The sequence below is a fragment of the Cohnella xylanilytica genome, assembly GCF_014212175.1.
GTDB classification, from domain to species: domain Bacteria; phylum Bacillota; class Bacilli; order Paenibacillales; family Paenibacillaceae; genus Cohnella; species Cohnella xylanilytica.
On sequence record NZ_JACJVR010000087.1, the window covers coordinates 1 to 19,981 of the forward strand.

Sequence of the window (19,981 nt, forward strand, 5' to 3'; positions counted from 1 at the left end):
GTGGAAGCGCGGCAACGCGTGCAGCTGACGAGTACTAATCGGTCGAGGGCTTATCCAAATGAGCCTACACAGGTAGATGATTCTAAGCGCATAAACGTTTCGTATCCGGTTATCAAGGCGCAAGCAGCAGCCGTTCATTCGGTTGTCGGCAAGCCTTGATCCGCTTTACGGCCATATAAGGACAAGCTTCACTTGTTCTATGGCGGCGTAGCTCAGCTGGCTAGAGCGTTCGGTTCATACCCGAAAGGTCGGGGGTTCGATCCCCTCCGCCGCTACCAACTTAATATCCCATGGAGGCTTAGCTCAGCTGGGAGAGCATCTGCCTTACAAGCAGAGGGTCGGGGGTTCGATCCCCTCAGCCTCCACCATTTCACACAACGCGGAGCCGTGGTGTAGAGGCCTAACATGCCTGCCTGTCACGCAGGAGACCGCGGGTTCGAATCCCGTCGGCTCCGCCATTATTTTCCCAAATGAACAATGCCATTCGGCTCGGTAGCTCAGTTGGTAGAGCAGAGGACTGAAAATCCTCGTGTCGGCGGTTCGATTCCGTCCCGAGCCACCATCTGTTTTATCCGGAATAGACGCGCTTCGAACGGCGTATATTATCGGAGCAGTCGTGGAGGGTTAGCGAAGTGGCCAAACGCGGGAGACTGTAAATCTCTTCCTTCGGGTTCGGTGGTTCAAATCCATCACCCTCCACCACCTTTACTTCGCAATAACGATTGCGAGCCATTAGCTCAGTTGGTAGAGCACCTGACTTTTAATCAGGGTGTCGAAGGTTCGAGTCCTTCATGGCTCACCAGTGCGTAAACGCGACAGACGTGCGAACGTCTGTTTTTTTGTTGTCCGGAAAGGCGCTCCCGTCTGCATGCAAGTTCCCCGCTTGGGACAGGTTAACAACAAACCCGCCAACGGAGGGCTGCCGCATGATGTATTTGTACGCGCTCGGGTTCTCGTTCCTCCTCGTCCTGCTTCTCGTTCCGATCGTCCGGGCCGGCGCGCTGCGAATCGGCTTCGTCGACCGTCCGGCCCGGCGCAAGGTCCATACGAAGCCCGTTCCGCTCAGCGGGGGAGTGGCGATCTACGCCGGGGTCATCGCCACGACGTTCCTGTTCCTCGGCGACAGCCCCATCTTCCGCGCGATCGCCGTCGGAGGCGCGCTGCTCGTGGCCATCGGACTCGTCGACGACGCGTTCAAGTCGTCCGGGCGGGAGTTCCCCGTCTGGCCCCGCCTTCTCATTTACATAGGCGTCTCGCTCATTCCCTCCGCCTTCGGCATTACGATCGCCGGCATCTCGGCTCCGTCGCGATCCGCCATGATCCTGTTCTCCCCCGGTTGGGCCGCCTTCTTCACGGCCCTGTGGGTATTCTCCCTCATTAATATGCTGAACTTCATCGACGGCATCGACGGGCTGGCGTCCGGCGTCTGCGTGATCTCTTCGTTCACGCTGTTCGCGGCTTCGCTGATCGGGAACCAGAGTGTGACGGCGCTGATCGGAATCGCCCTCGCGGGCGCGTGCCTCGCCTTCCTGACGTACAACTTCCACCCGGCCCGGATCTTCATGGGCGACGCGGGGGCGACCTTCCTCGGGTACACCTTGGCGGTGACGGCCATCGAGGGGACGCTGAAGGGAGCGACCTTCCTGTCGTTGTTCGTTCCGGTGCTCGCTCTCGGCGTGCCGATTCTCGATACGGTCATCGTATTCTCGAGGCGGCTGCTGGAAGGCAAGGGCCTTCACCGGGCCGATAACCTGCATACCCATCACAGCCTCATGAGGTGGGGGCTGACCCAGGTGCAGACCGTATCGTTCCTCTACCTCATCGCCGCCGTGTTCTCTCTGATGTCCATCGTCATCCTCCTTATGCTGCGCTAGGCGCGCGCCCCTCCATCCGAGTGTGCTACAATATGGATAACATACCGGGTGAGGGGCATGGCGATGAACAAAACGAAGCTGCAGCGGCTTGAGCAATTGGTCGGCGCTCCGGCGGAGGTTCGAACGGTGGCGCGAACGGAGTGGGAGCAGAGCGGGGGCGGCAAGCATCCCGAAGTGGGAGACGGCATCCAGCATCCCGATCATTATCAGTTGCTCGTTCGCATAGACGGAACGGATCTGCAAGTTCTTCATATCCGGTCGCGGATGACGCCTCTTGAGCGGGAGCTGCTCAAGTGGGCGGTTCAGCCGGCGAACGCCCGCCCGACGGGCGGGGCGGCGACCGACGCGGAGCGGCAGGCGAGGCGGCTCGGCGAATGGATCGAGGAGAGCATCGCGGCCGGCGATCTGCGGGCCGAGGTGCCCGACCGGGTCGAGCTGCGCAACCGGCTGTTCGACGGCATGATTCCTTTTCTCCTGCTGAACGAGCAAGCCGACGACCGGGAGCCTTCCTACGCCGAACTCGACAAGGTGTTCCGCTCCTTCATCTCCGACGAGATGCTGCTGGTCCCGATCCGGGAGCGCGAGTGGCTCGTGCTCGGCTCCGATCGCCTGCTGGCGGAGGTCGACTCGGACGAGGAGGACGTGGTCGAGCACAACGAGACGAAGGAAGCGCTTCAGTCGCTGGCGACGGGGCTGCATCAGATGTTCGTCGAGGAGTGGGGGGGCGAATGCCACGTCGCAGTCGGCCTGCCCATCATCCCGACGGAGAGCCTCGTTCAGACGGTCGCGACGCTGCGGGAGACGATGTACCTGGGGCGGAAGTTCCACATGGGCATGCAGGTCCACCTTCCGTGGATGGTTCACCTGGAGCGGCTGCTCAACGGGATTCCGGAGGCGACGCGCGCCCGGTTCACGGAGGAGCTCGCCGGACGTCCCGACCTGTTCACCGAGCCGGAGACGATCTCGACGCTGGACGCGTTCTTCTCCATGGACTGCAACGTGAGCGAGACGGCGAAGAAGCTGTTCATCCACCGCAACACGCTGCTGTACCGCCTCGACAAGCTGAAGCAGGAGACGGGGCTCGACGTGCGGTCCTTCAACGACGCGGTTCTTGTCCGAATTTTGCTCCTATTGTACAAAGTCACGAAAAGGAAATGAATTTTTTGTACGCTTTGTGCATAGTCATTCGACACCCCTCTGCGGTAAGATATTGCTGTACCTTAAACGAAGCGTTAGGGGGAACATTCAATGGCAGGCGTACGTTTAGAGCATGTTTATAAAAAATATCCGGGTTCCGACAAAGCATCGGTAACCGACTTCAACCTCGACATTCAAGACAAAGAATTCCTCGTGCTGGTAGGCCCGTCCGGCTGCGGCAAGTCGACGACTCTGCGGATGATCGCAGGCCTCGAAGAGATCTCCGAAGGCAAGCTGTACATCGGCGACCGCGTCGTGAACGACGTCGCTCCGAAGGACCGCGACATCGCGATGGTATTCCAATCCTACGCGCTGTACCCGCACATGAACGTATATCAGAACATGGCATTCGGTCTGAAGCTGCGCAAATTCCGCAAGGACGAGATCGACCGCCGCGTTCGCGAAGCGGCTCGCACGCTCGAGATCGAGCACCTGCTCGACCGCAAGCCGAAGGCTCTGTCCGGCGGTCAGCGCCAGCGCGTCGCCCTGGGCCGCGCAATCGTCCGCGAACCGCAAGTCTTCCTCATGGACGAACCGCTGTCCAACTTGGACGCCAAGCTGCGTACGCAGATGCGCGCTAACATCTCCAAGCTGATGAAGCGTCTCGAGACGACTTGCATCTACGTAACCCACGACCAGACGGAAGCTATGACGATGGGCGACCGCATCGTCGTCATGAAGGACGGCTTCATTCAACAAGCCGCTACTCCGGAAGAGCTCTACAACCATCCGATCAACCTGTTCGTAGCAGGCTTCATCGGCGCTCCGGCGATGAACTTCATCACGGGCCAACTGGTTGAATCCGGCGGCGCCGTCCAATTCAAGGCGACCGGCATCAACGTCGAGATTCCGGAAGGCAAAGCGAAGGTTCTGCGTTCCAAGGGCTACATCGGCAAGGAAGTCATCCTGGGCGTTCGTCCGGAAGACCTGCACGAAGAGCCGGTCTTCATCGAGGCTTCTCCGAAGTCCATCATCAACGCCAACATCGAAGTATCCGAGAACCTCGGCCACGAGATGTACCTGTACCTGAACGGACTGGGCAAGGACAACGTCATCGCCCGGATCGACGGCCGCTCCGGCCTGCAAGAAGGCCAGAACGTGAAGCTGGCGATCGACATGAACAAGATTCATGTCTTCGACAAGGACACCGAACTGAACATCTTCGAGAACTAATCCGCGTTCTCGTCAAGCGCCCGGCCGTTGGCCGGGCGTTTTTGCGTCGGGACGCCGCCTGGCGCGGGTTTACGTTGATTTCCTGACTTATTTTAGATACGATGAGAAGGACTAAGGGATAAGGGAGCTGTACGATGGCCAAAAAAGTGAGAGTATCCGAACTCGTGCAGCAATTTCAATTGGAAGTGGTGGCGGGCGGAGACGGAATGCGCCGCACCATCGAGACGGATGATTTGAATCGGCCCGGGCTGGAGGTGGCCGGTTATTTCGCCTACTATCCGGTTGAACGCGCGCAGATCTTCGGGAAGACGGAGCTGGCATTCCTGGAGACGCTCACCTCGACGGAGCGTCGCGAGCGCATGGAGCGCCTGTGCACGGACGAGACGCCGTGCATCATCATCACGCGCGGCCTGGACGTGCCGTCCGAGCTGATCGAGGTCGCGAACGAACGGAACTTCCCCGTGCTGCGAAGCTCCGTGGCGACGACGATTCTGCTCAGCCGCATTACGACCTTCCTCGAGAAGAAGCTGGCTCCGACCGCCACGATCCACGGCGTTCTCGTCGACGTGTACGGGGTCGGGATGCTCATCACGGGAGGCAGCGGCATCGGCAAAAGCGAGACGGCGCTCGAGCTCGTCAAGCGCGGCCATCGCCTCGTGGCGGACGACGCCGTGGAGATCCGGCAGACCGCCGACAACCTGCTGTACGGCAGCGCTCCCGAGCTCATACAGCATCTGCTCGAGATTCGGGGCCTCGGCATTCTGAACGTCATGACGCTGTTCGGCGCCGGCGCCGTCCGGACGCAGAAGCAGATCAGCCTCGTCATCAAGCTCGAGAACTGGCAGCAGGAGAAGCAGTACGACCGGCTCGGCCTCGACGAAGAGACGACGAAGATCATCGAGGCGGAAGTGCCGCTCGTCACCGTCCCGGTTCGGCCCGGACGGAACTTGGCCGTCATCCTCGAGGTGGCCGCGATGAACTTCCGCCTGAAGCGGATGGGCTACAACGCCGCGCTGCAATTCACGAACAAGCTGACGGAAGCGATCGCCGACGAAGATTACGAATAATCGAACCCTCCCGCGGCCGTCGCCCGGGAAGATCAAGGACGGAGGATGCGGATGTTGCCGTTGAAGCTCGACCCCATCGCGTTTAACCTGGGGCCGTTGTCGGTGCACTGGTACGGACTCATTCTGGGCACGGGGGCGCTGGTCGGATTGCTGCTGGCGATCCGGGAAGGCAAGCGGTTCGGGCTGTCGCCCGACTTTTTCCTGGACCTGATGCTGTTCGGGGTGCCGTCCGCCATTATCGGCGCGCGATTGTACTACGTTCTTTTCAAATGGGATTATTACATGGACCATCCGGGAGAGATCGTGCAGATCTGGAACGGCGGGATCGCCATCTATGGCGCCCTCATCGGCGCGTTGATCTGCGGATTCTTCTACTTCCGGCATAGAGGCTACTCGTTCTGGCGGCTCGTCGACATCTGCGCCCCTTCGCTGCTCGCGGGGCAGATGATCGGCCGCTGGGGCAACTACGTGAACCAGGAAGCGTACGGCGGACCGGTCGAGGAGTCCTTTCTGCGCCACACGCTGCACCTGCCGTCCTTCATCGTGGATCAGATGAACGTGGAAGGAACGTATCACCATCCGACCTTCCTGTACGAATCGCTCTGGAGCCTCGTCGGGCTGATCGTGCTCTTCGTCATCCGCCGCTATTGGAAGTTCCTGCGGGCCGGGGAAGTGTTCTTCGCGTACGTCATCTGGTATTCGATCGGACGCTTCTTCATCGAAGCGCTGCGGACGGACAGCCTGGCTTTCAAGGGCTCGGATACGCTCGCGTCTCTGCTTGACGCGCTGTGGACTCCGATGGAATGGTTCGGATTCAAGCAGGGGTACCTCGATCCCGCTTACGGCAACGTCCGCAGCTCGCAGCTGCTCGCGCTGATCGCGATCGTCGGAAGCCTTATCGCCATCGCGATCCGCCGTCAGACCGGACTGGCGAAGGAACGCTACGGCGACCCGCTCGTGTGTAAGAAGCCGGAGGCCGCGAAGACGAAGGACGAGCATCCGGACGCGTCGGGCGGACCGACCGCTTCCGGCCCGGACGCGGCGGCTTCGCGCGGCTCGGAGGATGCGGCGGCGGAAGACACTCGCGCCTGAGGGGCATATACCGGCAACGGGGATAGGAGCTAGTCATGAACACAGAGAGACATGGAGAGATTACGACCATTCTGTTCGACCTGGACGGCACGATCATCGATACGAACGAGCTGATCATTCAGTCGTTCCTGCACGCGCTGAGGGGAGTCGTCCCCGAATCGTTCGGCCGGGAGCACATCATTCCGAGCATGGGGCTGCCGCTGGCGCTCCAGATGCAGCAGTTCTCGGGGCGGGAGCTCGTGGACGATCTCGTACTAGCCTACCGCGAATACAACCTGTTGAAGCACGACGAGATGGTGTCGCTGTTCCCGGGCGTGGCGGAAGTCGTGAAGCGCCTGCACGAGGAGGGCTTCCGGCTCGGCATCGTGACGACGAAGATGCGTCCGACGACGGAGAGGGCGCTGAAGCTGCTCGGCATCTACGAGTACATGGGCGTCATCGTCACCTTGGACGACGTCGAGCACGCGAAGCCGCACCCGGAGCCCGTGCGGAAGGCGATCGAGGCGCTCGGGGCGGAGCCGGCCCGGACGATGATGGTCGGAGACAGCGCGGTCGACATCGAGTCGGCCCTGCGGGCGGGAGCGGTGCCGGTCGGCGTCGCCTGGTCGCTGAAGGGCGAAGCGCTGCTCAAGGAAGCCGGGGCGGTCCACGTCATTCAGGAGATGCGGGACTTACTCACCCTTAGCGGATTGGAGACGGTATAGTTGAGGCGAGTGGAACGCTATCCGGTGGAAGGTCCGAACGCGCTATGGCAGGTGTACCGGACGGTATCGCGCTGGAAGGCGGTCCGCAACTTCGTCTTCATTCAGCTGGCCCGATATTGTCCGGAGCTGTCGGTGAAGAACTGGATCTATCGCCGGGTGCTCGGCATGAAGGTGGGCAAGCAGACCTCGTTCGCGCTTATGGTCATGGTGGACGTGTTCTTCCCCGAGAGAATCACGATCGGCGACAACTGCATCATCGGGTACAATTCGACCCTTCTCACGCACGAGTATTTGATCAAGGAATACCGGCTCGGCGACATCCGGATCGGCTCCAACGTCATGATCGGGGCGAACGTGACGATTCTGCCGGGCGTGACGATCGGCGACGGGGCCGTCGTGGCGGCGGGCTCCGTCGTCCACAAGGACGTGCCCGCGAACGCGCGCGTCGGCGGCAACCCGATCCGGGAGCTGAGCCCGAACGCGGCGGCCGGGGACGAGACCGAATGAGGCGGGAAGGTCCGAATAGGGAAAAGTAAGCCGAGAAGCTCGGCAATCGCGATGACGGCACGCTCCGTAGGAGAGGGGCGGTCATGACGGTTGCCGCGCCTCTCGGCTTCTTTGCGCCTTGGCGGCGGGCGAGGAGCGCAACGCGAGAGGCGATCGAGGCGGCGGACTCGGCCGCGGAGGCGCTCGGCGAATGGCGTTAGCCGAGTCCGGACGGCGGGGCTCCGAACCCGGCTTCGCGCGCGGCGCTTCGGTTGACGGCTCTTTTCATTCGTGATAAAGTACAGAAAAGCCTTTATTTTGGCAGTATGGTAACATGGTAGCACTTTAAAGTGATAAAGTGATTGACCGTGCGATTCACGAGAAACGGGGTTATCGCTGTGTCCAAGCCAAAGGTATTCGAGAAGCCGACCGGCGTCAAGGATTATCTGCCGCACGCGGTCGCGAAGCTCCGGCGCATCGAACGCGACGTGCTGGAGTGCATGCGGCGCTGGGGGTACGAGCAGATTCTGACGCCGACGCTGGAATATTACGATACGGTCGGGGTGGCCAGCGCCACGTCCGACCAGAAGCTGTTCAAGCTGCTGAACCATCGCGGCACGACGATCGTGCTGCGTTCCGAGATGACGTCCCCGATCGCCCGGGTCGTCTCCTCGCTGCTCAAGGACCAGCCGCTCCCTCTGCGGCTGAGCTACCACGCGAACGTGTTCCGCGCCTTCGAAGAGGAAGCGGGCCGGGACGCGGAGTTTTTCCAGACCGGAGTCGAGCTCGTCGGGGAACCGTCCCCGGAAGCCGACGCCGAGGTCATCGCGCTCGCGATCGCTTCGCTGCGGGCGGCCGGCGTGCCGTCCTTCAAGGTGGCCGTCGGACACGTCGGCTTCCTGAACGGGCTGTTCCAGGAGGCGCTGCCGGGACGGACCGAGGAGCAGGAGAGCTTGAAGTCCTTCCTGCTGCAGCGGGACCACGTCGGCTACCGCGACGCTCTGCGCCGGCTGACGCTGGACGACTCCGTGCGCGAGGAGCTGGAAGGCATTCTCCGGCTGCGCGGCGGCGAGGAGGTGTGCCGGCAGGCGCTGCGGCTCGGCTCCAGCGAGGACGCGAAGAGCGCGATCCGCCAGCTGTGCGAGGTGTGGGACGTCCTGGCCGCGTACGGCGTGCAGGAGCACGTCCTGATCGACCTGACGATGATCGGGGATTTCTCCTATTACACGGGCATCACGTTCGAAGGCTACGCGTCGCATCTCGGGTTCCCGGTATGCAGCGGCGGCCGCTACGACAACTTGCTCAGCCAATTCGGCCGGCCCGCGCCGGCGACGGGCTTCGCGCTCAAGACGACGCGGATTCTCGAGGTGGCCGAGAGCGAGGCGGACGAGGAAGGCGGGCGCACGCTGATCGTCTACGCGCACGATCAGAGGCGGGAAGCGCTCGTCGAAGCGGAACGGCTTCGCGCGGAAGGCCTGCAGGTCGTGACGGAGGCGCTCGATCCGGCATCGCCGGAATGGGCGGCGCTCCGGGCCCGGGCGGCCCGCGTCGAGACGTTCGCGCATCGGGGCAGGGAGTACGACAGCCTGCTCGTATACGGAATCGGAGAGGGGGAGCGGGCATGACGGAGAGCGGAGCCTTGAAGGTGGCGATGCCCAAGGGGCGCATCTACAAGCAGGCGAGCAAGCTGTTCCGGGAAGCCGGCCTGCCGATTCCCGAGGACTTCGACGATTCGCGCCGGCTCATCATTCCGGTTCCGGAAGCGAACATGGAATTCATCATGGCGAAGCCGGTCGACGTGCCGACGTACGTGGAATACGGCGTCGCCGACATCGGCATCGTCGGCAAGGACGTCTTGATGGAGGAGAACAAGGACGTCTACGAGCTGCTGGATCTGGCCATCGCGAAGTGCCGGATGTCCGTCATCGGGCTGCCCGGCTGGAAGCCGGTCATCCATCCGCGCGTGGCGACGAAGTACCCGAACGTGGCTTCGCAATATTTCCGCGAGCGCGGCCAGCAGGTGGAAGTAATCAAGCTGAACGGCTCGATCGAGTTGGCGCCGCTTATCGGCCTCGCCGACCGGATCGTCGACATGGTCGAGACGGGCCAGACGCTGAAGGAGAACGGGCTCGTCGAGATGGAGACGCTGTTCTCGGTGACGAGCCGCCTGATCGCGAACCGGGTCAGCTACCGGCTGAAGAACGGCGCGATCCAGGAGCTGTGCGATCGGCTCGGGCGGAAGATCGCGGCCGTGCAGGGATAAGGATAGGGATTGCGATAGGGATAGGGATTGCGATAGAAGAAGGTTCGGCCAGGGAGGTTTGAAGCGGATGTACATCGGTTCGGCTCAAGGCTTCCGCCTGGAGCGGGAGAGCGAATACGGTTCGCCGGAGCAGAACGCGGCGGTCGAGGAGATCGTCGAAGCGGTCCGCCGCGAAGGCGACGAAGCGCTGCTGCGCTATACGGAGCGCTTCGACAAGGCGAAGCTGACGCCGGAGCGGCTGCGGGTGACGCCGGAGGAGATCGCGGCGGCGTACGAGCGGGTGGAGCCGGAGTTCCTGGCGGCGCTGCGCCAGGCGGCCGCGAACGTGACGGCGTTCCACGAGAAGCAGAAGCGGACGTCGTGGATGGAGGCGCAGCCGGACGGGACGATGCTCGGCATGGTCGTGAGGCCGCTGCGGCGGGTCGGCCTGTACGTGCCCGGAGGCAAGGCGGCGTACCCGTCGTCGGTGCTCATGAACGTGCTGCCGGCCAAGGTCGCCGGCGTGCCGGAGATCGCGCTCGTCACGCCGCCGGCGACCGGCGGGAAGGAAGGGATCGACCCGTACATCCTCGTCGCGGCCGCGGAAGCGGGCGTGACCGAGATGTACCGGGTCGGCGGCGCGCAGGCGATCGCCGCGCTCGCGTACGGGACGGCGAGCATCCCCGCCGTCGACAAGATCTGCGGGCCCGGCAACATCTACGTGGCGCTGGCCAAGCGCGCCGTCTTCGGCGCGGTGGACATCGACAGCATCGCCGGGCCGAGCGAGATCGCCGTGCTGGCCGACGACGCGGCCGATCCGCGGTACGTGGCCGCGGATATGCTGTCGCAGGCGGAGCACGACGAGATGGCGTCGGCGGTGCTCGTAACGCCGTCGGAGCGGCTTGCGCAGGAGGTGGCGGCCGAGCTGCGCCGCCAGGTCGCGACGCTGCCGCGGCGCGAGATCGCGGAAGCGTCGCTCGAGCGGTACGGCGCGATTCTGACGGTGGCCGACCTCGCCGAGGGCGTCGCGGTCGTCAACAAGCTCGCGCCGGAGCATCTGGAGGTCATCACGGAGGACCCGCTCTCCCTGCTCGGCGGCATCGAGAACGCGGGAGCGATCTTCCTCGGGCCGTACAGCTCCGAGCCGGTCGGCGATTATTACGCCGGCCCCAACCACATTTTGCCGACGAACGGAACCGCCCGGTTCTCTTCTCCGCTGAATGTGGACGACTTCGTGAAGAAATCGAGCTTGATCCGATACAGCCGGGAAGCGCTGCGCCGCGACGCCGCGGGCATCGCGACGCTGGCCCGGCATGAAGGGCTGGAAGCCCACGCGAGAGCGGTAGAGATCCGATTGGAAGGTGGAGATGGCTGATATGACGCATGCGGCAGGAACGGGAGCGGCGGCGGGCCGGAGAGCCGAAGTCGCCCGCAAGACGAACGAGACGGACATCAAGCTGAGCTTCGGGCTGGACGGCACGGGCTCGGTGAACATCGAGACGGACGTGCCTTTTCTCAACCATATGCTCGATCTGTTCGCGAAGCACGGACAGTTCGACCTGAACGTGGAGGCGCGGGGAGACGTCGACATCGACGATCACCACACGGTCGAGGACATCGGCATCTGCCTCGGGCAGACGCTGCGCGAGGCGCTCGGCGACAAGGCCGGCATCAAGCGGTACGCGAGCGTGTTCGTGCCGATGGACGAGGCGCTGGCGCAAGTCATCATCGACGTGAGCAACCGTCCGCACTTCGAGTACCGGGCGGAGTACCCGTCGGCGACGGTCGGCAGCTTCAGCGTGGAGCTGGTGCACGAATTCCTCTGGAAGCTGGCGCTGGAGTCGCGCATCACGCTGCACGTTATCGTCCACTACGGACGCAACACGCACCATATGATCGAAGCGGTGTTCAAGGCGCTCGGACGCGCCATCGACGAGGCGACCTCCATCGACCCCCGCGTGAAAGGCGTGCCTTCCACGAAGGGAGTGCTGTAAGATGATCGCGATCATCGATTACGGCATGGGCAATCTGCACAGCGTGAGCAAGGCGGTGGAGCGGCTCGGCCGCCAGGCGGTCGTCACGTCGTCGCCGGAGGAGATTCTGGCGGCGGACGGGGCGATTCTGCCGGGCGTCGGGGCGTTCGGCGACGCGATGAGCAACCTGCGCGAGACCGGGCTGGACGCGGTGACGAAGCGGTACGCGGCATCGGGCAAGCCGCTGCTCGGCATCTGCCTCGGCATGCAGCTGCTGTTCGACGAGAGCGAGGAGCACGGGAAGCACGAAGGGCTCGGGCTTCTGCCGGGCCGGGTCGTGCGGTTCCGCGGGGACTACAAGGTGCCGCACATGGGCTGGAACGAGCTGACGTTCGAGCGGGAGAGCCCGCTGTTCGAGGGCTTGGCGCCGGGTCACGTCTACTTCGTGCACTCGTACCACGCGCTCCCGGAGCGCCGGGAGGACCTGCTCGCGACGACGGACTACCATCGGCCGGTGACGGCCATCGTCGGCCGCGGCTCGCTGTACGGCATGCAGTTCCACCCGGAGAAAAGCGGGGACCTCGGCATGGCGCTGCTCCGCAACTTCGTCGGATTGGTCCCGTCCGGGACGTCCGAGACTTTATAAACCAAAGGATTGAGCTGCGTTGCGATTCAGACCTTGTATCGACATCCACCAAGGCAAGGTGAAGCAGATCGTCGGGGAGACGCTGCAGGACGACGCCGCGCGGGTCGTGGAGAACTTCGTGTCCGAGCGGGACCCCGGCTATTACGCTTCCATGTATAAGGAAGACGGGCTGACCGGCGGGCATATCATCATGCTGGGCGAGGGCAACCGGGAGGCGGCCGTCCAGGCGCTGCGGGCGTATCCCCAAGGGATGCAGATCGGCGGCGGCATCACGGCCGAGAACGCGGCGGAGTATCTGGACGAGGGGGCCTCGCACGTCATCGTCACCTCGTACGTGTTCCGCGACGGCCGGCTTCACTGGGACAATCTCGACAAGATCGTCTCGGAGATCGGCCGGGAGAAGCTCGTGCTGGACCTCAGCTGCAAGGAGCGCGACGGGCGCTGGTACGTGGTGACGGACCGGTGGACGCGCTTCAGCGACGTGGAGCTGAACGAGGCGACGATCCGGGAGCTCGAGGGCTTCTGCGACGAATTCCTCATTCACGCGGTGGACGTGGAAGGGAAGCGGGAGGGCGTGCAGGAGCGCTTGGCGCGGCAATTGTCCGAATGGGTCCGGATTCCGGCGACCTACGCCGGCGGCGCCCGTTCCCTCGCCGACCTGGAGCGGTTCCGCGAGATTACCGGCGGCAAGCTGGACATTACGATCGGCAGCGCGCTGGACATCTTCGGCGGAACGCTTCCTTACCGGGAAGTCGTGGATTATTGCCGGCGGGCGTGAAGAAGGAGGCGGTACCATGTTGGCCAAAAGAATCATACCGTGCCTCGACGTGAAGGACGGCCGCGTCGTCAAGGGCGTCAACTTCGTCAATCTGCGCGACGCCGGCGATCCGGTCGAGCTCGCGGCGATCTACGACCGCGAGGGCGCGGACGAGCTCGTGTTCCTCGACATCTCGGCGTCCGTCGAAGGCCGCGCGACGATGATCGAGGTCGTGCGGCGCACGGCCGGGGAGATCACGATCCCGTTCACCGTCGGCGGGGGCATCTCGTCCACCGACGACATGAAGCGCCTGCTGCGGGCGGGCGCCGACAAGATCGGCATCAACACGGCGGCCATCCGCAACCCCGATCTGATCGCGGACGGGTCGCGGATGTTCGGCGCGCAGTGCATCGTCGTCGCCATCGACGCGAAATATAACGCCGAGTGGGGCGAATGGGAAGTGTACACGCACGGCGGGCGCAACCCGACCGGCATCAAGGCGCTCGAATGGGCGAAGGAAGCGGAGCGCCGGGGCGCGGGCGAGCTGCTGCTCACGAGCATGGACGCCGACGGCACGAAGGACGGCTTCGACCTGCCGCTGACGAAGGCGGTCTCGTCCGCCGTCGGCATTCCCGTCATCGCGTCGGGCGGAGCGGGCAACGCGCGGCACTTCGCCGACGCCTTCGCCGAAGGGCAGGCGGACGCCGCTTTGGCCGCGTCTATTTTCCACTACAAAGAAGTGACGATCCGGGAGGTCAAGGACGCTCTGCGGACCGAAGGAGTGAACGTGCGATGACGCAATCGGCATTCATCGATCAAATCAAATGGAACGGCGACGGCCTCGTGCCGGCCATCGTGCAGGACGCCGCCAGCAAGGAAGTGCTCATGCTCGCCTACATGAACCGCGAATCGCTGCAGAAGTCTCTCGACAGCGGAGAGACGTGGTTCTGGAGCCGCTCCCGCGGGGAGCTGTGGCACAAAGGCGCGACGAGCGGCCATACGCAGGCGATCGAATCGCTGCGCTACGACTGCGACGCCGACACGCTGCTCGTGCTGGTGCGGCCAAGCGGCCCCGCCTGCCACACGGGCGCGTACACCTGCTTCTACCGCGACGCGGACGGAGAGCTGCCGGCGGAGAGCCGGCCGAAGCCCGACCGCTTCGCCGCGCTGAGCGGCCTCGAGACGACGATCGCGCAGCGGGAGGCGGAGCGTCCGGAAGGCTCGTACACGACGTACCTGTTCGACAAGGGACTCGACAAGATCCTGAAGAAGATCGGGGAGGAGTCGGCGGAGGTCATCATCGGCGGGAAAAACGGGGACAAGCAGGAGATCCGCAGCGAGGCGGCCGACCTGATTTTCCACCTGATGGTGCTGCTCCGGCAGCAGGAAATCCCGCTCGACGACGTGCTCGAGGAGCTGGAATTCCGCCACCGCAAGCCGGTCAAGAAGAACTAGTCCGCATCGCCCAAGCCGACGCTTGGGCTTTGTCGCGTTTTAGCGGCGGGGGAAGAGGGACAGGGATATCGAAAAGGGGAGAAAATCCTCCGATTCCAGGCCGTGAGTGGGTCAAGCCGGGGGAAAACGAGCTTTTGAAAAACGCCCCGACTCATGTATAATAAAGTCGAATTGCGGTTCGTGACTCGATTGACTTTTTTGGAGGGGCGCATGTACAGCAGCAGCAAGCTTCGCATTTTCTCGGGGTCGTCCAACCCGCTATTGGCCGAGAACATCGCCGATCAGCTCGGGTTGCCTCTTGGGAAGATCAAACTTTCCCGCTTCAAGAGCGGAGAAGTGTACGTTCACTATGAGGAGACGATCCGCAACTGCGACGTGTTCCTCGTCCAATCCTTGTCTCATCCGATCAACGAATTTTTCGTCGAATTGCTGGTCATGATCGACGCGGCGAAGAGAGCGTCCGCGCGTACGATCAACGTCGTGCTGCCGTACTACGGCTATGCGCGCCAAGAGCGCAAGGCGGCGCCGCGCGAGCCGATCTCGGCGAAGATGGTCGCCGACGTCCTGACGACGGTCGGAGCGAACCGGATCGTCACGATCGATCTGCACGCGGCGGCCATCCAGGGATTCTTCAACATCCCGGTGGACCACCTGACCGCGCTCGACCTCCTCAGCGATTATCTCAAGGCGAAGAACATTCCCAATCCCGTCGTCGTCTCGCCGGACGCCGGCCGCGCCTCGACCGCGGAGAAGCTGGCGAACCAGCTCGATTCCCCGTTCGCGATCATGATCAAGAAGCGCCCGGCGCACAACGAGTCGGTCATCACCCACGTCATCGGGGACGTTCAAGGCCAGACTCCGATCATTATCGAGGACTTGATCGACACGGGCACGACGATCGTGAACGTCGTCGAAGGCTTGAAGGAGCGGGGAGCCGAGGACGTGTTCGTCTGCGCGACGCATCCGCTGTTCTCCGGAGACGCCCTGAAGAAGCTGGATCATCCGAACATCCGGGAGGTCGTCGTCACCGATTCGATCCTGCTGCCGACGGAGCGTTCGCCCCGATTCAAGGCGCTGTCGGTCGCCCCGATGCTCGCGGAGGCGATCCGCATCATCATGGAAGGCGGCTCGATCAGCACGCTGTTCAAGAACGCGGGAGTCTGAACCGTCAACAGTCCGGAACGCCCGGAATTGCCTTATTCGCGCCTATTCGCCGCTTCCGCCGGGAAGCGGCGTTTTTATTTTAAGGATGGCGCGCGCTGTGTTATAATCGGGTTGACGTATCCGGCGGGGCCGGATGGGCAGGATCGGAACAGGAAGAAGACACAACCGGGGAGGTGCCTTGCCTATGAATCAGCGTAAGCGCAAGCAGGCGGTGAACGATCGCCGCCCGAAGATCATCCCGTTCTCGCTCGACGCCACCTTCTTCTTCGAGAGGGCCGTACAGTCGCTGGACCGATTCCACTACGACAAGGCACTGAAGTATTTCCGCCGGGCGGTCGAGTACGAGCCGGACAATCCGGTCAACCATTGCAACATGGCCGGCATCCTGTCGGAGATGGGACGTTACGAGGAGTCGAACGACATTCTTCGTTCCGTGCTGGATAAGATCGATCCGGCGATGACGGAATGCTACTACTATCTGGCGAACAACTACGCCAACATGGAGAAGTACGAGGACGCGGAGGACGCCCTCGTCCGCTACCTGGAGACGGACGCGGAAGGGCAGTTCCTCGACGAGGCCGACGAGCTGCTGGACCTGCTCCATTACGAGCTGAACCGGCCGACGAAGCTGTCGACGATCAAGTCGAAGGAGAACGTGTACGCGCACGACAAGGCCCGAGAGCTGCTCGAGGCCGGCCGGTTCGCGGAGGCGGTCCGCATTCTGGAAGAAATTATCGGCAGGCAGCCGGATTTCCTGGCCGCGCGCAACAACCTGGGATTGGCATACTACTATATGGGGCTGTTCGACAAGTCGATCCAGACCATATCGGAGGTGCTCGAAGCGGAGCCCGGGAACCTGCACGCGCTGTGCAATCTGGCGATCTTCTATCAGCACTCCAACCAGGCCAAGGAGCTGGCGGAGCTGCTGGCGCTGCTTCGCAAGACGATTCCCTTCCATCCGGAGCACGTGTTCAAGCTGGCGACGACGCTCGGCATCGTCGGCGAGCATCAGGAGGCGTACCGCCACTTCCGCCGGCTGCTGCGCTCGGGAGAGCTGGCCGGCGAGCCGAGCCTGCACCACTTCGCCGCCGTCGCGGCCGCCAACATCGGGCGCTTCGACGACGCCGAGAGATATTGGCAGCAGGCGGAGAGGCTGGATCCCCAATCCGAGGTTCCGCCGTTCTATCTGAAGAAGCTGGAGAGAATGAAGAGCGGGGAGGCGGCGCCTCCGACGCATTATCATTACCATCTTCCCTTCGACGAGCAGTTCCGCAAGTGGGAGCAGGCGCCGGAGCTGGTGCCTGGCGCCCTCAAGCAGGACCCGCTCGTCCGCTCCTCCTTCTTCTGGGCGCTCAGGCACGGCGACCGCCGCACGAAGGTGCAGGTCATCCAGGCGCTCGGCCTCGTCGCCGACGAGGAGGTCATCGACGCGCTCAAGGCGTTCCTCGTCGACCCGGAGGAGGAAGACGAACTGAAGCGGGTCGCCGTGCTGGTGCTGCGTTCGATCGGCGTCCAAGATTCGCTGAGCGTCATGTTCGGCGGGAAGACGCTGACCTTGGAGCCCCGCCGGAAGTCGGCCAGGCTTCCGGTCTGGGACAGCGCCTGGCAGACGGTGCTCGAGCAGGCGATGGAGCAGATGTCGGGACGCTACGACGTCGTGCAGCAGCACGACATGATGACGCTGTGGGTCGACTACTTGTCCCGCGTCTACCCGCAGGTGCCGAAGCTGCACAATTCCGCCGCTTGGGCGGCGGCGCTCGAATATTGGACGGCCAAGATGCACCGGCAGTCCGTTACTTACGCCGAGCTGGTGGATCGCTACCAGGCTTCGCAGGCCAGCATCAGCCGCTATGCCAACCGGATCGACGAAGCGTGCGGGATCCGGGAGAAGCTGAAGCTGTCGATGACGTTATCCGCGTTCAAGGAGAATAGATAAGCGTAGCTTGTCCATCGTTCGCCCGGCTTGTCGCGCGCGGCGCCCGGACGGACTCCTTGCGGATCGCGCGGCCGACTGTTACAATTTTAATTACAGTTAGGTTAGCCGCCATCCCATTTACGTAAGCATACGCTAAGGAGGAGAGAGACAGATGTACAAGAGCATCGTAATCGGAACGGGGCCTGCCGGATTGACGGCGGCCATCTACCTGGCGCGGGCCAACCTGAGCCCGCTCGTGATCGAAGGGCCGGAGCCGGGCGGCCAATTGACGACCACGACCGAAGTGGAGAACTTCCCGGGCTTCCCGGAAGGCATCATGGGACCGGAGCTCATGACCAATATGCGCAAGCAGGCGGAGCGCTTCGGCGCGCAATTCCGCACCGGCTGGATCAACTCCGTCGACCTGTCCAAGCGTCCGTTCACCTTGTCCCTTGAAGGCGGCGAGACGCTGGAATCCGAGACGTTGATCATCTCGACGGGCGCTTCCGCCAAGTATCTGGGCATTCCCGGCGAGAAGGACAACGTCGGCCGCGGCGTCAGCACCTGCGCGACCTGCGACGGCTTCTTCTTCCGCGGGAAGAAGATCATCGTCGTCGGCGGCGGGGACTCCGCGATGGAGGAAGCGAACTTCCTGACGCGCTTCGCGTCCGAGCTGACGCTCGTCCATCGCCGCGAGGAGCTTCGGGCTTCGAAGATCATGCAGGACCGCGCGAAGGAGAACCCGAAGATCAGCTGGGGCCTCAACCGCACTCCGCTTGAAGTGCTGGCCAACGAGAACGGCGTCACGGGGCTGAAGGTCCGGAACAACGAGACCGGAGAAGAGGAGATCCTCGAGACGAACGGGGTGTTCGTCGCGATCGGCCATACGCCGAACACGAAGTTCCTCGGCGGCCAAGTCGAGACGGACGAGCACGGCTACATCATCACGAAGCCGGGATCGACCGAGACGAACGTGCCGGGCGTGTTCGCCTGCGGCGACGTGCAGGATACGAAGTACCGCCAGGCGATTACGGCGGCGGGCAGCGGCTGCATGGCGGCGCTCGATTGCGAGAAGTTCCTGGAAGGCGCGATCACGCAGGACTGGAGTGTCTCCCTGGGCTAATAAGATAACGTCGGCAGGGCGGACTTTATAGCGCATCGGCTTGGGAGCCGCATCGGGCGCGGAGGCCCGGATCGGCCCCTCGCGTCCTTGCGGACGGAGGAGCCGATCGGCATGATTCAATCGGTACTAATCTACATTTCGAGGTGTCCATCATTATGTCTCAAGCTTTATACATTGGCGTCGATCTGGGCGGTACCGCCATCAAGACCGGCTTGTGCAGTGCCGACGGCGAGTTGATCCGCATCCACGAAGGGCCGACCCAGACGGAACTGGGAACCGAAGCGATTCTGAACAACATCGCGGCCTACGTGAAGGAGCTCGTTCCTCCCGGAACGCCGGAATGGGATCGAGTCCAAGGAGTCGGAATCGGAATCGCCGGCTTCCTGGACATTCCGAACGGCATTATCGAGTTCAGCGCGAATCTCCCCTTCCGGAACGTCCCGGTGAAGCAGCTCATGGAGGAGAAGCTCGGCAAGCCGATCAAGATCAACAACGACGCCAATGTGGCCGCTCTCGGCGAAGCTTGGGGCGGCGCCGGCAAGGGCGTGGCGGATTGCGTCTGCTACACGCTCGGCACCGGGGTCGGCGGCGGCATTATCGTGAACGATCGCTTGATCGAAGGGTTCAGCGGCATGGCCGGCGAGCTCGGCCATATGTCGGTCGTTCCGGACCTGGAGGCGATCCAGTGCGGTTGCGGCCAGATGGGCTGCCTGGAGACGGTATCCTCGGCTACCGGGATTATCCGGATGGCGAAGGACGCGGTCGAGCGCGGGGATCGGACATCCCTGTCGCTTGTCGAGAACATCATGGCCAAGGAAGTGTTCGACGCGGCGAAGGCCGGCGACGAAGTCGCTTCCCGCATCGTCAGCCGCGCCGCGTTCTACCTCGGCAAGTCGATGGCGGCGGTGGCGGTCATCGTCAACCCGCGCCGCTTCATCATCGGGGGCGGCGTGAGCAAGGCCGGGGAGTTCCTGTTCGAGCAGATCCGCGAGGTGTTCGTCAAGCTGACTCCCGAGCGGGCGCATGCCGGCGTCGACATCGTCGCGGCCCAGCTCGGCAACAACGCGGGAGTCGTCGGCGCGGCGGGACTGTTCCTTCGAGCGTAGCGCACGG

General features: G+C 63.2%; 19 protein-coding genes and 6 tRNA genes. All 25 read left to right on the forward strand.

The window, feature by feature from the left end:
• Positions 1-201: 201 nt before the first annotated feature.
• Positions 202-278, forward strand: a tRNA-Met gene (locus tag H7B90_RS22510).
• Between the two features lie 14 nt (positions 279-292).
• Positions 293-368: transfer RNA gene (locus H7B90_RS22515), tRNA-Val, on the forward strand.
• Between the two features lie 13 nt (positions 369-381).
• Positions 382-458: transfer RNA gene (locus H7B90_RS22520), tRNA-Asp, on the forward strand.
• 28 nt (positions 459-486) lie between these two features.
• A tRNA-Phe gene (locus H7B90_RS22525) sits at positions 487-562 on the forward strand.
• A 56-nt stretch (positions 563-618) separates the two neighbouring features.
• A tRNA-Tyr gene (locus H7B90_RS22530) sits at positions 619-702 on the forward strand.
• Between the two features lie 24 nt (positions 703-726).
• A tRNA-Lys gene (locus tag H7B90_RS22535) sits at positions 727-802 on the forward strand.
• A 124-nt stretch (positions 803-926) separates the two neighbouring features.
• A complete protein-coding gene (locus H7B90_RS22540) occupies positions 927-1,874 on the forward strand; it encodes an MraY family glycosyltransferase (RefSeq protein WP_185138154.1) in 948 nt (315 codons plus the stop codon).
• A 63-nt stretch (positions 1,875-1,937) separates the two neighbouring features.
• Positions 1,938-3,032 (forward strand): PucR family transcriptional regulator, encoded by a 1,095-nt coding sequence (locus H7B90_RS22545; RefSeq protein WP_185138155.1) that lies wholly within the window; start codon positions 1,938-1,940, stop codon positions 3,030-3,032.
• A gap of 90 nt (positions 3,033-3,122) precedes the next feature.
• Positions 3,123-4,244, forward strand: a complete 1,122-nt coding sequence (locus H7B90_RS22550) for an ABC transporter ATP-binding protein (protein WP_185138156.1) — start codon at positions 3,123-3,125, stop codon at positions 4,242-4,244.
• A 134-nt stretch (positions 4,245-4,378) separates the two neighbouring features.
• Positions 4,379-5,311: an HPr(Ser) kinase/phosphatase gene (gene hprK / locus H7B90_RS22555; RefSeq protein WP_185138157.1), complete on the forward strand. Its 933-nt coding sequence runs from the start codon at positions 4,379-4,381 to the stop codon at positions 5,309-5,311.
• Between the two features lie 45 nt (positions 5,312-5,356).
• The gene (gene lgt / locus H7B90_RS22560; RefSeq protein WP_373315983.1) at positions 5,357-6,403 is read left to right on the forward strand and encodes a prolipoprotein diacylglyceryl transferase; all 1,047 of its coding nucleotides are present in this window, start codon (positions 5,357-5,359) and stop codon (positions 6,401-6,403) included.
• A gap of 35 nt (positions 6,404-6,438) precedes the next feature.
• Positions 6,439-7,107, forward strand: coding sequence for a pyrophosphatase PpaX (gene ppaX, locus H7B90_RS22565; RefSeq protein WP_185138159.1), 669 nt, complete (start codon positions 6,439-6,441; stop codon positions 7,105-7,107).
• A complete protein-coding gene (locus H7B90_RS22570) occupies positions 7,108-7,614 on the forward strand; it encodes an acyltransferase (protein WP_185138160.1) in 507 nt (168 codons plus the stop codon).
• Positions 7,615-7,991: 377 nt separating this feature from the next.
• The gene (locus H7B90_RS22575; RefSeq protein ID WP_185138161.1) at positions 7,992-9,218 is read left to right on the forward strand and encodes an ATP phosphoribosyltransferase regulatory subunit; all 1,227 of its coding nucleotides are present in this window, start codon (positions 7,992-7,994) and stop codon (positions 9,216-9,218) included.
• Positions 9,215-9,856 (forward strand): ATP phosphoribosyltransferase, encoded by a 642-nt coding sequence (gene hisG / locus H7B90_RS22580; RefSeq protein WP_185138162.1) that lies wholly within the window; start codon positions 9,215-9,217, stop codon positions 9,854-9,856. The genes H7B90_RS22575 and hisG overlap by 4 nt, the downstream gene beginning before the upstream one ends.
• Positions 9,857-9,923: 67 nt before the next feature.
• On the forward strand, positions 9,924-11,210 hold the full coding sequence (gene hisD, locus H7B90_RS22585; RefSeq protein ID WP_185138163.1) for a histidinol dehydrogenase: 1,287 nt from the start codon (positions 9,924-9,926) through the stop codon (positions 11,208-11,210).
• Position 11,211: 1 nt separating this feature from the next.
• A complete protein-coding gene (hisB, locus tag H7B90_RS22590) occupies positions 11,212-11,829 on the forward strand; it encodes an imidazoleglycerol-phosphate dehydratase HisB (protein WP_185138164.1) in 618 nt (205 codons plus the stop codon).
• A 1-nt stretch (position 11,830) separates the two neighbouring features.
• A complete protein-coding gene (hisH, locus tag H7B90_RS22595; protein WP_185138165.1) occupies positions 11,831-12,454 on the forward strand; it encodes an imidazole glycerol phosphate synthase subunit HisH in 624 nt (207 codons plus the stop codon).
• Positions 12,455-12,473: 19 nt separating this feature from the next.
• Positions 12,474-13,232: a phosphoribosylformimino-5-aminoimidazole carboxamide ribotide isomerase gene (hisA, locus tag H7B90_RS22600; protein WP_185138166.1), complete on the forward strand. Its 759-nt coding sequence runs from the start codon at positions 12,474-12,476 to the stop codon at positions 13,230-13,232.
• A gap of 16 nt (positions 13,233-13,248) precedes the next feature.
• The gene (gene hisF, locus H7B90_RS22605) at positions 13,249-14,007 is read left to right on the forward strand and encodes an imidazole glycerol phosphate synthase subunit HisF (protein ID WP_185138167.1); all 759 of its coding nucleotides are present in this window, start codon (positions 13,249-13,251) and stop codon (positions 14,005-14,007) included.
• On the forward strand, positions 14,004-14,666 hold the full coding sequence (gene hisIE, locus H7B90_RS22610) for a bifunctional phosphoribosyl-AMP cyclohydrolase/phosphoribosyl-ATP diphosphatase HisIE (RefSeq protein WP_185138168.1): 663 nt from the start codon (positions 14,004-14,006) through the stop codon (positions 14,664-14,666). The genes hisF and hisIE overlap by 4 nt, the downstream gene beginning before the upstream one ends.
• Positions 14,667-14,876: 210 nt before the next feature.
• Positions 14,877-15,830: a ribose-phosphate diphosphokinase gene (locus H7B90_RS22615; protein ID WP_185138169.1), complete on the forward strand. Its 954-nt coding sequence runs from the start codon at positions 14,877-14,879 to the stop codon at positions 15,828-15,830.
• Between the two features lie 184 nt (positions 15,831-16,014).
• Entirely contained in the window at positions 16,015-17,766 is a 1,752-nt protein-coding gene (locus H7B90_RS22620; protein WP_185138170.1) for a tetratricopeptide repeat protein, read from the forward strand.
• Positions 17,767-17,917: 151 nt separating this feature from the next.
• Positions 17,918-18,868, forward strand: a complete 951-nt coding sequence (gene trxB / locus H7B90_RS22625) for a thioredoxin-disulfide reductase (RefSeq protein ID WP_185138171.1) — start codon at positions 17,918-17,920, stop codon at positions 18,866-18,868.
• Between the two features lie 155 nt (positions 18,869-19,023).
• Complete coding sequence (locus H7B90_RS22630; protein ID WP_185138172.1) at positions 19,024-19,974, forward strand: ROK family glucokinase; 951 nt, start codon at positions 19,024-19,026, stop codon at positions 19,972-19,974.
• The last annotated feature ends 7 nt before the right edge of the window (positions 19,975-19,981 follow it).

Excerpts from the sequence above, each read along its gene's own strand:
- H7B90_RS22540 (WP_185138154.1), top strand. The coding sequence starts at position 927 with ATGATGTATTTGTACGCGCTCGGGTTCTCGTTCCTCCTCGTCCTGCTT.
- H7B90_RS22545 (WP_185138155.1), top strand. The coding sequence starts at position 1,938 with ATGAACAAAACGAAGCTGCAGCGGCTTGAGCAATTGGTCGGCGCTCCG.
- H7B90_RS22550 (WP_185138156.1), top strand. The coding sequence starts at position 3,123 with ATGGCAGGCGTACGTTTAGAGCATGTTTATAAAAAATATCCGGGTTCC.
- hprK (WP_185138157.1), top strand. The coding sequence starts at position 4,379 with ATGGCCAAAAAAGTGAGAGTATCCGAACTCGTGCAGCAATTTCAATTG.
- lgt (WP_373315983.1), top strand. The coding sequence starts at position 5,357 with ATGCGGATGTTGCCGTTGAAGCTCGACCCCATCGCGTTTAACCTGGGG.
- ppaX (WP_185138159.1), top strand. The coding sequence starts at position 6,439 with ATGAACACAGAGAGACATGGAGAGATTACGACCATTCTGTTCGACCTG.
- hisG (WP_185138162.1), top strand. The coding sequence starts at position 9,215 with ATGACGGAGAGCGGAGCCTTGAAGGTGGCGATGCCCAAGGGGCGCATC.
- hisD (WP_185138163.1), top strand. The coding sequence starts at position 9,924 with ATGTACATCGGTTCGGCTCAAGGCTTCCGCCTGGAGCGGGAGAGCGAA.
- hisB (WP_185138164.1), top strand. The coding sequence starts at position 11,212 with ATGACGCATGCGGCAGGAACGGGAGCGGCGGCGGGCCGGAGAGCCGAA.
- hisH (WP_185138165.1), top strand. The coding sequence starts at position 11,831 with ATGATCGCGATCATCGATTACGGCATGGGCAATCTGCACAGCGTGAGC.
- hisF (WP_185138167.1), top strand. The coding sequence starts at position 13,249 with ATGTTGGCCAAAAGAATCATACCGTGCCTCGACGTGAAGGACGGCCGC.
- hisIE (WP_185138168.1), top strand. The coding sequence starts at position 14,004 with ATGACGCAATCGGCATTCATCGATCAAATCAAATGGAACGGCGACGGC.
- H7B90_RS22615 (WP_185138169.1), top strand. The coding sequence starts at position 14,877 with ATGTACAGCAGCAGCAAGCTTCGCATTTTCTCGGGGTCGTCCAACCCG.
- H7B90_RS22620 (WP_185138170.1), top strand. The coding sequence starts at position 16,015 with ATGAATCAGCGTAAGCGCAAGCAGGCGGTGAACGATCGCCGCCCGAAG.
- trxB (WP_185138171.1), top strand. The coding sequence starts at position 17,918 with ATGTACAAGAGCATCGTAATCGGAACGGGGCCTGCCGGATTGACGGCG.
- H7B90_RS22630 (WP_185138172.1), top strand. The coding sequence starts at position 19,024 with ATGTCTCAAGCTTTATACATTGGCGTCGATCTGGGCGGTACCGCCATC.